General features: G+C 46.3%; 9 protein-coding genes. 7 read left to right on the plus strand and 2 right to left on the minus strand.

The window, feature by feature from the left end; all coding sequences use genetic code 11:
* Positions 1 to 20 precede the first annotated feature (20 nt).
* The 5 genes from JCM10512_RS12485 to JCM10512_RS12505 all read left to right on the plus strand — a co-directional run bounded on the left by JCM10512_RS12485 (position 21) and on the right by JCM10512_RS12505 (position 8,763).
* The gene (locus tag JCM10512_RS12485) at positions 21 to 1,184 is read left to right on the plus strand and encodes an IPT/TIG domain-containing protein (RefSeq protein ID WP_044163481.1); all 1,164 of its coding nucleotides are present in this window, start codon (positions 21 to 23) and stop codon (positions 1,182 to 1,184) included.
* A gap of 26 nt (positions 1,185 to 1,210) precedes the next feature.
* Entirely contained in the window at positions 1,211 to 3,232 is a 2,022-nt protein-coding gene (locus JCM10512_RS12490; RefSeq protein WP_158332217.1) for an IPT/TIG domain-containing protein, read from the plus strand.
* A gap of 37 nt (positions 3,233 to 3,269) precedes the next feature.
* Positions 3,270 to 4,565: an alginate lyase family protein gene (locus tag JCM10512_RS12495; protein ID WP_044163483.1), complete on the plus strand. Its 1,296-nt coding sequence runs from the start codon at positions 3,270 to 3,272 to the stop codon at positions 4,563 to 4,565.
* Between the two features lie 88 nt (positions 4,566 to 4,653).
* The gene (locus JCM10512_RS12500; RefSeq protein ID WP_044163537.1) at positions 4,654 to 6,063 is read left to right on the plus strand and encodes a glycosyl hydrolase family 28 protein; all 1,410 of its coding nucleotides are present in this window, start codon (positions 4,654 to 4,656) and stop codon (positions 6,061 to 6,063) included.
* A gap of 258 nt (positions 6,064 to 6,321) precedes the next feature.
* Positions 6,322 to 8,763: a family 43 glycosylhydrolase gene (locus JCM10512_RS12505; RefSeq protein WP_044163485.1), complete on the plus strand. Its 2,442-nt coding sequence runs from the start codon at positions 6,322 to 6,324 to the stop codon at positions 8,761 to 8,763.
* 572 nt (positions 8,764 to 9,335) lie between these two features.
* On the opposite strand, the gene uxuA is transcribed toward JCM10512_RS12505, so the two are convergent.
* Together uxuA and JCM10512_RS12515 are read right to left on the minus strand one after the other, a co-directional pair.
* The gene (gene uxuA / locus JCM10512_RS12510) at positions 9,336 to 10,517 is read right to left on the minus strand and encodes a mannonate dehydratase (RefSeq protein WP_183208842.1); all 1,182 of its coding nucleotides are present in this window, start codon (positions 10,515 to 10,517) and stop codon (positions 9,336 to 9,338) included.
* 32 nt (positions 10,518 to 10,549) lie between these two features.
* Positions 10,550 to 11,368: an SDR family oxidoreductase gene (locus tag JCM10512_RS12515; RefSeq protein ID WP_044163487.1), complete on the minus strand. Its 819-nt coding sequence runs from the start codon at positions 11,366 to 11,368 to the stop codon at positions 10,550 to 10,552.
* A 117-nt stretch (positions 11,369 to 11,485) separates the two neighbouring features.
* On the opposite strand from JCM10512_RS12515, the gene JCM10512_RS12520 reads away from it, so the two are divergent.
* Positions 11,486 to 12,349 carry a helix-turn-helix domain-containing protein gene (locus JCM10512_RS12520; protein WP_044163489.1) on the plus strand — a complete coding sequence of 288 codons (864 nt, stop codon included), beginning with the start codon at positions 11,486 to 11,488 and terminating at the stop codon, positions 12,347 to 12,349.
* 67 nt (positions 12,350 to 12,416) lie between these two features.
* Positions 12,417 to 14,363, plus strand: coding sequence for a glycoside hydrolase family 97 protein (locus JCM10512_RS12525; protein WP_044163491.1), 1,947 nt, complete (start codon positions 12,417 to 12,419; stop codon positions 14,361 to 14,363).

The raw sequence follows: 14,363 nt of genomic DNA on the forward strand, positions 1-14,363 counted from the left end.
AAAATAGTAAATAAAGGTATATGAAACATTTATTGAAAAATACATTTGCTTTGCACCTATTGGCGATGGTGACCTCCATGCTGATAGTCGGTTGTGAGCAAGACCCGCAAATAAAGAAATATGTGTATCCGATGCCAGAGGTGTCGGGGATGACTCCTTCCATCGGGTATGTTACTTCCCAAGTCGTTATTACGGGGACGAACTTCGGTGATCGTACAGAGTCGGTAAAAGTACTCTTTGGAGGAGTGCAAGCGACGAAAGTCCTGATGTGTAAGAACAATCGCATAGCGGTAGAAGTACCCGAAAATGCGGTAAGTGGCGATGTGACTCTGCAAGTCTGGACTAACGAGGTAGGTGTGATAGGACAATACACGGTGCTTCCCACACCTCATATTCAGGCTGTAGTGTCGGATAACGAATCGGGAGCAGGTGTTGCCGAACCGGGTGACAAAGTTACCATATTGGGCGAAAACTTCGGAACAGATGCCAATCTGATTTCAGTAGACTTCAACGGTACTCCGGCTACCGACATCGCCTTGATTGATGAAAAGACAATCGAAGCAACTACCCCTGTGGGTTATGCGTCAGGCAATGTGACTGTTACGATCCGTGGATATGAAATGAAAGGATCGGCTCTGTTCAATCCTACAATGAAAGGCGACGTGACAATGGTCTATCTACAGAACTACAAGCAACCTTTCGCAACCACCGGTACAGGTGAATGGACGGATCCGAATGATTGGAATCAAAGTATGAAGAATCCTACCGGATGCCGACAGGAAAAGAACGGGGTTTCTTGGCTTGTGTTCCAAAAGGGCTGGGGTAAAACAGACCTTATAGACGCTAAAGTTTGGCAGACCACTCAACTTCGCAAAGGAACTTATCGAATGGAAATATCATACACCGGAACCTATGTACCCAATAAAGATGGAAACCGTGTGGTGGCATTAATCGTGAAAGGAGCTGCTGAGACGAGTATTCCGACAGATCTATCTACCATAACTGCTCAGAACGGGACTTATGTGGCGTTCAATGATTGGGATAAGGATGGTGTAGAGGGCATTATGAAGACTCCTTCTTTCACGCTGGACGATGCATCGGATGTGGTAATAGGCTTCCTTACTACCATTAAATCTAGTAACACTTATTTCAAGGCTGCAGATGTGAAGCTGATTCTTGAATAGAATAAATTAATAAAACGAAAATGATTATGAAGAAGTTATATAATTATGTGTTACCGGTTCTACTCTTGGTTTTCGCAGTTTCATGTGATGGAGACAACGAGGAGGTGGTCAACATAATCAACCAGGATCCCGTGGTGACTGTTACTGAAGTCTCACCGAACAAAGGTTATGAAGATAACGAATTTACCGTGAAAGGTACAAACTTCGGTATAATAGCAAGTGACGTCAAAGTATATGTAGGAAGCTCGGAATTGGAGATCGTTTCTTGTGAAGACGAAGCGATAACCGTAAGAGTGCCGCAAGGAGCTACTGCAGGGCGTATTTCAGTGGTTGTTTACGGACAAAAAGTAGATACGCAACTAATGTATGATGTACTCGGCAATCCGGGAGTTGTGAAGATTGAACCGGTTTATGGCTTTGTTGGTGATGAAATAACCTTTAAAGGACATGATCTGGGAGTATCTTCTACTTTCTATAACCTACTATTTGCCGGAAAGGCAGAGGCTGCACTATTTTCCAGCGAACCAACCGTCGATAGTTTTGTAGTGAAAGTACCTAATGGCGCAGAAAGCGGAGAGATAACCCTAACGATTACCGATAAGCCGGTGAATCTTCCGGTGCCATTCACGGTGTTACAACATGCTACATTAGATAAACTATCTCTTGAAACTGGCTTTGCCGGTAGTCAAGTTACCATTACCGGAACGAATCTTAATCCGGAGATTCTGGCAAGTGAAGGGCTTGAGCTAGAAGGGATTCGCGTGTTCTTTAAGAAAGGAAAGAAAGACGAGCCGGTGGCTGCTGAGGTGGTAGGTGATCCTACCAATACAGAGATTAAGGTTAAAGTTCCGGCTGATTTGGTAGCGGGTGAATACGCCGTTACTGTCAGCACTTCATTCGAAACCATCGAAAAAACGCTAACTTATACCGTATTGCCTACACCGGGAGTGACAGGTATCTCGGTGCAGAAAGGATACATCAATGCAGAAGTAGCAATCTCCGGTACGAACTTTGGAACAAATGCGGATCACATTAAAGTCTTCTTTGATGAGATGGAGTGCAGTAGTGTAAAATTGAATAAGTCGGGCAATATTGTAGTGAATGTACCGAAAGGAGTTACTCCGAGTGAGAACGTGGTTATCCGGCTGGTTATTATGGATACCGAAATCCCAATGGGTAAATATGGCACATTCAATGTGTTGCAAACACCGGAGATAAGTTCCGTACAGTCGTCTTATGTTTATCCGTATGGTACACTGGTCGAAGTCGGCGAAGAGATCACTTTGATAGGACATGACTTCGATACGAATAAGAATAATGTTTCGGTAACATTTGATGGGGTGACAGCACCGGCGGAGATTACTAATATTACTTCAACAAAAATCACGGTGAAAGTTCCGAATGGATTTAACGCAGGAAAAGTAACTGCTGTATTTACAGATATAGACGAGCCTGTGATAAGTGATAAAGAATTGGCTTTGCTTCCGGCAAACGGAGATATTACGAAGTATGTATTGAAGAATAGCGTACAGCCTTTCCAAGGTGCCGGATTTGCCGGAGCCGAGTGGGACCGTGACGGCTTGCACGACTGGGAAAAGACCGACATTCAAAACAATGGTGGTTTGCAATATCCCAGTATAACGGGAGGTCGTGATTCGAATGGCTGCATTGCACTGCATCAGTGGGGGAAACGTAATAATAAGAATGGGAAGATGTGGCAGAAAACGAGCTTGCCGAAGGGAAAATACAGGATAGGCCTAGACGGTATATCGTTAGGCAAGTCGAGTGGTTATTCCAATGCAGCATTCGTAGTATGCAAAGGCACAGAAGCAAGTGATATACCCGGATATGATAATGGGAATTGGATTGCCGGACAAACGGGTGTGAAAGGAGAAATCGCAATGACGATTGGCCATCAGGCGTCCGAGACTCTAAACTTGAACTTGACAGAGAATTTGGACCATTTGATTGTTGGCTTTGTTGTATGGGCTGATAATACCGTTTGGGCAACTTTCACCTCAGTGACAGTTCACTTGGTTACTGAATAAAATGCATATAGTTACTGACTTAAATTAAAAGGACATCATGAAAAAGATATATTATATAACCGCGACACTCGCCTTCCTGTCATTGACAGGATGCGGTGACGGTGTCGATCTTCCGGGAGTCAATGTAGAAACAGACTTGAACAAGATACCTCTTCCTGATAATGAAATCAATCTGGTACAGGTGGAACTTAAATCGGCAGATACTCCCATGCTGCACGGTGGCTTCCATTCGGCAGCAGACTATGAACGTATTACCGAGAAGTTGAATGCTGAAGAAGAGCCCTGGGTTAGTGCTTACAAACTACTGGAAGAGAGTAGCTTTGCACAGAAAGATACGGAAACCTGGCCGGTAGAGTGGATCAAACGCGGCGTATCAGGAGATGAAAACTATATGAACGCAGCAAGGGGAGCGACCATCGCTTATCAGCAAGCCATACGCTGGCGAATAGAAAAAGACGACGAGTATGCAGCCAAGGCAGTTGCCAACTTGAATAAATGGGTGAAGACTTGCGTAGGTGTAACCGGAAATACCAATTTATCGTTAGCAGCGGGACTCTACGGATATGAATTTGCCATTGCAGGTGAGTTACTAAGAGACTATGACGGATGGGCGCCTGAAGACTTCCGTGCTTTTCAGGATTGGTTGGTTAAAGTCTTTTATCCAGCTAACAAAGACTTCCTGCAACGCCATCATGATACCAATCCCTTGCATTACTGGGCAAACTGGTGTTTATGTAACATTGCTGCCAAGATGGCTATCGGTATCGTAGCTGATCGTCGCGACATCTATAACGAAGGTATCGAGCATTTGCAAACAGGAGATACAAACGGACGCCTCCGTCGTGCCATCTATCATGATTATTCGCCGGAGTACAATCTGGCCCAGTGGCAAGAGAGTGGACGTGACCAAGGCCATACATTGATGTGTGTCGGTTTGATGGGAGTGATTTGCCAGCTGGCATGGACACAGGGAGACGATTTCTTCGCCTATGATAATAATCTCTTCATGAGAGCTTGTGAATATGCAGCGTGTAGTAACTATACTGAAGAGACTGTTCCGTACACTACGTATATCTGGCAGAAACAAAGTGCGTGGGGCTACCCGATTCCGGAAGAACAGACCGCTCTTGGTGATGGTAAATGGATTAAACGCGCCATATGGGCACTGCCTTACTACCACTATAAAGAAGTGAAAGACATCTCATCCAATCTACTTAAATACACGAAGATTGCTACTGAATATGTTGGTATTGAAGGTGGTGGAGGTTATTATGATGCTAATTCCGGTGGTTACGATGTATTGGGACTTGGTACATTGATGTTTGCGAGATAAAGAGCAGGGGCTATCATCTTTTTTCGACCATTGGACGGAAGAAGATGATAGAACCTTTTTATATGAATTGTTTAGTGAAATTATAGGTATGAAGATATTAGCAAGGCTGGTTACTGTATTTTTAGTATTGATCGTAGGGTGGAGTAGTGCCTTGGCGGAAATAGTTACCTATCCCGTTCCGATGGGAATCTACTATGCCCGTCACAACGATGATTACACAGTAAAAGTGCGACAAATAGGAGAAAAAGAGTGGGTAGACCTTTATGAGTATAATGTAAAGGTAGACATGGATACCAAGTCTGACGCGACGATGGTACAGTTTGATTTTACGGGTAAGGTAGAAGTGTTGATACGGAAGAATAACGGAGAGATCCGGTCGGCAGTGGTGCGTCCTTTGTCCAAGGGAATCCAGTCGGAAATCGATGGTGAGCATCTGTTGTTTACGCTGGATAAACCGCAGAAACTGTCGATTGAGTTTAATGGCGATCGTTTGAACAACCTGCATCTGTTTGCCAATCCCATCATTCATCATGTGCCTGATAAGAACGATCCCAACGTGATGTATTTTGAGTCGGGTATTCATGAACCCACGGACGCGGCATCCAAAGGCTTTCGGATTCCTTCCAATACAACGGTCTATCTGGAGGGAGGAGCGGTGCTGAAAGGTCGTTTACTTTGTGATCATGTGGAGAACATTAAGATATTGGGACACGGAATGTTGTTGGAACCGGAGCAAGGCATCGCTATTTCGTATTCAAAGAACATCGAGATAGACGGGCCTACAATCGTTAACCCGCGCTATTACACCGTTTCAGGCGGGCAATCGGAAGGCATCACAATTAAGAACCTGAAATCATTCAGTTATCAGGGATGGAGCGATGGACTCGATTTCATGTCGTGTTCGGATGTGCTGATAGACGATGTCTTTCTGCGTAACTCAGACGATTGCATCGCACTCTATACCCATCGTTGGGATTTCTATGGCGATTGCCGCAACGTACAGGTACTTAACTCCACGCTCTGGGCGGATATCGCGCATCCTATCAATATCGGTACGCACGGGAATACCAAGACCGGTGATGAGGTCCTGGAGCATATCTTGTTTAAGAACATCGACATTCTGGAGCACGATGAAGACGATCGCGATTATCAGGGTTGCATGACAATCAATGTGGGTGACCATAATCTGGCCCGGAACATTACGTTCGAAGATATTCGGGTAGAGAATATTCAGGAGGGGCAATTGTTCCATCTGCGGGTCATGTACAATCCGAAATACAACACCGGTCCCGGACGAGGCATTAAGGACATTGTTTTCCGCAACATATCCTGCACCGGAAAGTATATCAATGCTTCTGTGGTGGAAGGGTACGATGCGAATCGAAGGGTCGAGAATATCGTATTCGAGAATATCGTGTTGAATGGGAAACGGGTTACTTCTTTAGACGAACTGAATGTGGATAAGAAAGACTTTGTAGGTAAAATACAATTAAAGTGATGGTACGATACTGCGTATAAGTCGTAATAAATAAGGTGGCAATTGAATGGTATTCTCTTGTCACCTTTTAGCTTGATATCGATGGTTTTGTTTGCTGATCGGGCTAAATCATCACCTTATTTGACAGTTTTAGCAAGATTTGCTGTCTCGGGTACAAATAAATGTTTAGTTTTGTGTGTGATATGAATAGGTGGATCTGTTCTTCTTACCGTATTTACTAGTACACCACCGCTTAGTGTTAACTTTATATTGAAACGAATGAAAAGATCTATTATTCTCTTCCTATTTGCCTTGGCAACAGGAATCTTTCACGCACAAGAATATCCGAGAGTAATCATTTCAGGCGATTATGCCGATCCTACGATCTTGAGAGATGGCAATGATTACTACCTCACACATTCTCCCTTCTATTATGCTCCCGGCTTTCTTATCTGGCATTCGCAGGATCTGATCAATTGGGAGCCGGTTGCCCGTGCCTTAACCGAATGGACAGGTTCGGCTATGGCGCCTGACCTGATAAAGTATCAAAATAAGTATTATATCTATTATCCTTCTGCCGGAACGAATTGGGTGATCTATGCGGAAGACATTCGGGGCCCGTGGAGCAAACCGATTGATTTGAAAGTGGGTGGCATCGATCCCGGTCATGTTGTCGGCGAAGATGGCAAACGCTACCTTTACCTCTCGAAAGGTCAGGTGATAGGGCTGTCGGATGATGGCTTGTCTACGATAGGCGATGCGAAGGACGTCTACAATGGATGGGAATATCCGAAGGGATGGGACACCGAGTGTATGTGTCTGGAATCCCCTAAATTAAGCTATAAAGATGGTTACTATTATATGACTTCGGCCGAAGGAGGAACAGCAGGGCCTGCTACCAGTCACATGGTTGTTTCCGCCCGTTCCAAGAGTCCGCTCGGCCCGTGGGAGAACTCTCCTTATAATCCGGTGGTACACACGTATAGCGTGACGGATAATTGGTGGTCGAAAGGGCATGGAACACTGGTCGATGATGTGAATGGCAATTGGTGGATCGTATATCATGCGTATGCCAAAGGCTACCATACTTTGGGACGTCAGACGTTGCTTGAACCGATTGAATGGACAACCGATGGCTGGTATCGTACCAAGTCCACAGCTACTCCGATCCAACCGAATCAGTCCATTAAGCATGGCCTGGAACTATCTGATAATTTTAAGGGTCCGGAATTGGGAATCCAATGGACCTTCTGGAAAGAATACGCTCCTCAATCGCTTGCTTTCAAACAGCGGACTTTATGGGTTGAGGCCAAAGGAACTACTCCGGCTGACGGGCGTATGTTGCTGACTACTGCCGAAGATAAGAACTATGAAACCCAAGTCGATGTACAGGTAGGCAAAGGAAATACAGCCGGACTCGTCCTTTTCTACAATGAGAGCGCTTATGCCGGAATTGTCTCGGATGGAAAGAAGTTCGTTATTTACCAAGGTGCGGAGAAGAAAACCGAACTGCCCAATACGATTGGCAAGCAGTTTACCGCCAAGATTCAGAATCAGGGAAACAGTGTCCGCATAATGGTTAGCAAGGATCAGAAGACATGGATCACGCTGATCGAGCACATGGATGTTTCTCAATTCCATCATAACAACTATCGAGGTTTCTTTGCCTTGCGCATCGGGTTGTTCTCTGCCGGAAAAGGAACTGCCGGCTTTAGTCACTTCCGTTACAAAGATGCTATTCCGCAGGAGAAGGATATGAGTGCTTACCTGATGGTCTTCCACCAAGATGAAACTCATGGACTCTATATGGCTCTCAGTCGGGATGGTTATACGTTTACCGCTTTGAATGACGCCAAGCCTGTGATTGCCGGAGATACGATTGCGATTCAGCAAGGCATTCGGGATCCGCACATCTTCCGGGGTCCGGATGGTGCTTTCTATTTAGCTATGACCGACTTACATATATACGCCCAGAAGGCAGGATTCCGGTCGACGGAGTGGGAACGTGATGGCGACGAGTACGGCTGGGGCAATAATCGCGGCTTGGTGCTGATGAAGTCGTGGGATTTGATCCGTTGGAAGCGTGCCAATGTTTCTTTTGATAAGCTTTCGGCCGGATTGAGCGAAGTCGGCTGTGTGTGGGCACCCGAAGTTGCTTATGATGATCAGAAAGGGAAGTTGATGATTTACTTTACCATGCGCTACAAGAAAGAGGCTAACAAGCTCTACTATGTCTATGTGAACGATGATTTTGATACCATCGAGACGACTCCGCAAATACTGTTTGAATACCCCGACGAGAAAGTTTCGGCTATCGATGGAGATATAACCAAGGTAGGAGATACGTATCGCCTGTTCTATGTGTCTCATGACGGTGAAGCGGGGATCAAGCAAGCGGTCTCGAGTCGGATCAATGGAGATTACGTGTATGATCCTCGTTGGTACGATTTGGAAGCCAAAGCCTGTGAGGCTCCCAATGTATGGAAACGCATCGGAGAAGAGAAGTGGGTGTTGATGTACGACGTATATAGTATTCGGCCTCATAACTTCGGCTTTATAGAAACCGCCGACTTTGTACACTTCAAAGATCTGGGCCGCTTCAATGAAGGCGTGATGAAAACGACTAATTTCACATCCCCGAAGCACGGTGCGGTAATTCATCTCACTGCGGAAGAGGCCGATAAGCTGACAAACTATTGGCTAAATCATCAAAAGGACTAATCTTCTGCGGCATTCATGCGAAAGAATCCGGAATTATTCACCTACGTTGTTGGTGTTAATTAGATATTTATCAGTTTACAGTTCCTGCGAATACGACTGCCCGATTATACCTGCCTGCTGCTTCAGTGGAGCATATAACCGAAGGGGGGAAGCCATTGAATAAGTGTAAAGGAATAGAGACAGTGGGTGTAGAAGATGGGAAAGTCGTGTTGAAACTAGCATCCGGTAGCTATTTATTTATCGTCCGGAGATAATTGCATAAACGATCCGCTACGTGCCGGGAATGCTTAAGACCGAAGGAATAGGGAAAGCCTTGCAAATCGTTTGCTCATCAGGATGAAACTTTTTTCTCATCGGTAGGAGAATAAATTCTCACCACGGTGAGAATTTTGTTTCATCAGTAGGAAACAGCTGAAACAAAAGGGGCATTCTCCCAAATAAAAGGAGGAAACAGATTGTTCCCTCCTTTTGTCAACCCTTCTTCCCGCTGAGAAAGTAGGGTGTTGCATTTGCTTTTCGTTTACGTTGTGGCGGATGTTCTGTGATCACCACAGCGCTTCCCCAGCTATCTGTTAGGACTTGTTTTTTTTCTCGTCATCAATCACCGCCATCATTCCCTCGACCTGTGCCAGAGCCAACATACGTCCGTGAAACGAATAGCCCGGATTGTAACCCTTATCCTCATCACCCAGCATCATCCTTCCATGATCCACACGCATGGGTAGTCCCGGATTCTCCCGTTCAAAGATACGAATCAGCTCGATGAGGTGTCCTCTGCCTTCGAGGTGAGAGCTTTCGATAAAGTTGCCATCGGCCATGGCAGCCGTACTGCGCAGATGAACAAAGTGCGTACGTTTGGCGAACTTCTTCGCCAGTACGCGGGTGTCGTTGTGTTCACCCGCACTCAGTGAACCGGCACAGAATGTCAAACCGTTGTGAGGATTGTCTACCGCTTGCAAGTACCAAGCAATATCTGTTTCGTTAGTCACGATACGGGGTAGTCCGAGTACCTGAAAGGGAGGATCGTCCGGATGCACACACATATTGATGTCGTATTCATCGCATATAGGCATTATAGCAGCTAGGAAGTAACGCATATTTTCGCGTAAAGCATCCCGGTCAATATCTTTGTATAAAGCCAATAATCGCTTGAAGATAGCAACCGGATTCTTGTCTCCTTCCTTGATGTTCCCATTCACAAAGCCCTGCGTCTTGACGATAATGGTATCGATCAGTTCCTCCTTTTCCGCTTCCGTAATCACTTTATCCAACTCGTCGACCTTGCGAAGTTCCTCCGCAGTATAGTCATTGGCTGCCCCTTCACGTTCCAAGATCCGGATATCGAAATAGGCAAAGCGGATGCGGTCGTAATATAACGAGCTGGTGCCATCGGCCCAGGGGTGTTGCAGGTCGGTACGTATCCAGTCGATCACGGGCATGAAGTTGTAACAGATGGTTTTCACCCCGCATTTGCCCAGATTCGCCAGGCTCGTTTGGTAGTTCGCGATCAATCGTTCGCGTTCCGGACCGGCATATTTAATCGCTTCGCTAACCGGAAGGCTTTCCACCACCGACCAACGCAAGCCGTGCGACTCAATGTACGACTTCAGTTCACTGATTGCCTCTACCGTCCAGACTTCACCGTTCGGTACATCGTGTAAAGCGGTGACGATTCCTTCGACACCTATCTGACGGAGCATCGGCAACGTGATCTTATCTTTTTTGCCGAACCATCTCCATGTTTTTTCCATCATAGCTTCTTATCTTTATATTTAGGAGCAGCTTATTAAACGCCACTAAAGGCACTGAAACCACCATCGATAGGCAACATAGCCCCTGTTATAAAGCTGGCGGCTTCACTGCACAAAAAGTGCACAGAGCCGTTCAACTCATTGATGTCTCCGAAACGCTTCATCGGGGTCTTAGCCAGCACCTTTACGCTTCTTTCTGTCAGTGATCCGTCCGGGTTAATAAGTACACGACGGTTCTGATCGCCAATGAAGAACCCCGGAGCAATAGCATTCACACGGATGCCATCGCCATACTTCAAGGCCATTTCGGTGGCAAGCCATTGAGTGAAGTTAGCTACGGCGGTCTTGGCTGCCGAATAACCCGGTACGCGAGTTATGGCACTATAAGCAGCCATGGAAGATACGTTAATAATGCATCCTTTGCCTTGCTTAGCCATCACCTTACCGAATACCATCGAAGGGTAAACAGTTCCGTTCATATTCAGATTCGTCACCTTTTCCCAGCACGCAATATCCATATCGTAGAAGTGTTGTTCCGGTTCGAGTGTAGCTCCCGGCATATTTCCTCCCGCAATGTTGAGCAGAATATCAATCCGTCCCCATTGGTTGACTATCTCTTCGGCAACTTTTTCCAAACTTGAGATGTCCAGTACATTACCGATAATTCCGATCACGTCCGTCCCGTATTTCTTAAGTTCCGCCACCCGGCTATCCAACTGCTCCTGACGGATATCGATCGCTACAACTTTGGCTCCCTGCTGTATAAAGTGCTGGGCAATACTACCACCCAAGACTCCACCTGCTCCGGTAATGACAGCTACCTTACCGGCAATGCTAAATAACTCGTTCTTCATTCTATTAGTGTTTATTTGAATTGATGCAAAAATAGGTGGTTTTTCTACATCTTTTCATGCGTATATTTGCAAGAAGTTTGCTTATATTTGCGGAAATCTATAAAGCAGAAGAGTACTATGAAGAAAATAATGAACGAGAAGCTGGCCATCTCGACCACCCATCCCATTCGAGCCCGTCTTTATGACTATCCGTGTTTTACTTATCCGTGGCACTATCATGACGAATATGAAATTATCTATGTCGAAGAAGGAGAGGGAGAGTGTCTGGTTGGCGACAGCATTGTTCCTTATTCAAAAGGTGATTTATTCTTTTTCGGTTCCGGGCTTCCACACAGTATGCAAAGTCCGTCCCGTTGCGAGGGGATGCCGGAACAGTGTGTGAGAGGAGTGAATATACAGTTCGAGAAAGACTTTATGCATTATTCCATATCGCAATACTCCCAGTTTATTTCGATCCGGAATCTGCTTGAAGAGTCCTCCCGGGGAATCAAATTATCCCTTCCTCGTGCCGGAAAGGTTGTCCGGTTGCTCAAACAGCTGCCCCTGGCGAAAGGAGCCGAACAAATCATCCTACTGCTTTCACTCCTTCAAACTATCGCTACGGGAGAAGAGCGGAAGTGCCTGACAACACCCCATTACACACCAACCACCTCCATCTTGAAGAATGAAAGAATGGAAAAGGTTATCGCGTACCTGAACAAACACTATACCGAACCAATCGGGTTGAACGAAATAGCGTCTTATATCGCGATGAATCCGGCGGCGTTCTGTCGCTATTTCAAAGAGAATACCGGCAAAACACTGAAAGAATATATACTGGAAATGCGCATCAGTTACGCGTGCAAACTCTTGACGGGTAGTCGGATGAATGTGTCTCAGATATGTGTCACGTGTGGTTTCGATACACCCGCCCATTTCTATCGTGTTTTCAAAAGACTGATTGGGATGACGCCTACTCTTTACCGCGAACAGATGGAATAAGCTTTTCTATACCTTCCGGTTGAGTGGAAGCAAGGTTCCGTTCGTATATAAAGGAAAATGAATAAACATGAATTTAAATAGAATGAAGAAAAGAATTTGGCTTCTGCTACTGTGTGTGCCCATGTTGGCGAACGCACAAGATGTGATGACAGAGACTCGTCAGGAGTTAGCTTCTCCTGACGGAAACTATCGGTTTACGTTTTATCAACGCTCGTTCGGGGTAGATAATGCCCGGATGTATTACACGCTGATGTACAAAGATCAGGTGGTTGTAGAAGAAAGCGAGTTGGGCGTACAGATCAAGAACCAATTGTTCGAGTCCGCACTAGGCGTCCCGAATGACACCTGCCACTTCTGGTGTGAAAACCTGCGCATGACCGATGTAGAGCGTCAGTCGGTAGACCATTCGTGGAAGCCTGTATATGGCGAGCGTTCGGAAGTTCTGGATCGTTATCATGAAATGACCCTGAAACTCCAAAAGGGAGAAGGAGAGGGTGATAGGGAAGGCGGATATGATAAGCGTAAGAACTACCGCATGAATATCGTTGTCCGTGCTTACAATGAAGGAGTGGCATTCCGCTATCACTTTCCGGAAACGACCAACGGATTGTTCTTGCATATCACCGGCGAACAAACGAGCTTCACGATGCCCGAAGGAACATTGGCCTATTATGAGCGTTGGGCACAAGGCCCTTGCGAACTCCGCCCGTTGAAAGGATGGGGCGAAGAAGAGAGCGAACGCCCGCTGACTCTGAAACTGCCGAACGGATTATTCGTGGCACTCACCGAAGCCGAAATGGTGGACTACGCCCGTGGTAAGTTCCGCTTATCCGCCGAAAAACCGTCTACGCTGGTTACAAGTCTATACAGCAGTGTGGATGTGATTTCACCTTACAATACCCCTTGGCGAGTTATTATGGCGGCTACGCGACCCATCGAATTGATAAACAACAACGATCTCATACTCAACCTGAACCCGGCGTGTCGGATCGCCGATACCTCTTGGATTAAACCCGGTAAGGTATTCCGTTGCGGATTGAAACAGGCTGAGGTTAGAGCAGGAATCGACTTTGCGGCTGAGCGGGGTCTGCAATACGTACATATGGATGCCGGCTGGTACGGTCCGGAGATGAAGATGAGCTCTGATGCAACGTCCGTGGACGAAGCGAAAGACCTCGATATCCCCGCATTATGTAAATACGCCGAGTCCAAAGGAGTGGGAGTCTTTGTTTACGTCAATCAGCGTGCGCTGGTGCAGCAACTCGATGTGCTGTTGCCACTCTATAAGCAATGGGGGGTGAAAGGCATCAAGTTTGGTTTCGTACAAATCGGCAACCAACATTGGAGTACTTGGTTGCACGATGCGATCCGCAAATGTGCCGCGTATGAGATGCTTGTCGATATTCACGATGAATATCGCCCCACAGGTTTCAGCCGTACGTATCCGAACCTAATGACACAGGAAGGTATTCGGGGGAACGAAGAAATGCCCGATGCTACACACAACGTACTGTTGCCTTATACCCGTTTCCTGGCCGGAGCTGCCGACTATACGCTCTGTTACTTTAATAACCGTGTGAAAAACACCAAGGCACATCAGTTGGCAATGGCGGCTGTTTACTACAGTCCTTTGCAGTTCATGTTCTGGTACGATCAGCCGTCACTTTATAGAGGCGAAGAAGAATTGGAGTTTTGGAAAGCGATTCCTACCGTTTGGGACGATAGTCGTGCCCTTGACGGAGAAATAGGTGAGTATATCGTGCAGGCACGTCGTTCCGGCAACGAGTGGTTTGTTGGGGCAATGACCAACACCGACGCGCGTACGGTAACTGTACCTACTGATTTTCTGACTCCGGGAACAAAATACAGCTTGGCTCTGTACGAAGACGACGATCGGTTGAATACACGTACGAAAGTGCGTATCACTCGCAAGAATATTAAAGCGGGTGACAAACTGGTTTTGAAACTGAAAGCCAGTGGAGGTGCGGCATTGCATTTTACTCCGGCTAAATAA

It is taken from the genome of Bacteroides reticulotermitis JCM 10512, assembly GCF_000517545.1.
Lineage (GTDB): Bacteria > Bacteroidota > Bacteroidia > Bacteroidales > Bacteroidaceae > Bacteroides > Bacteroides reticulotermitis.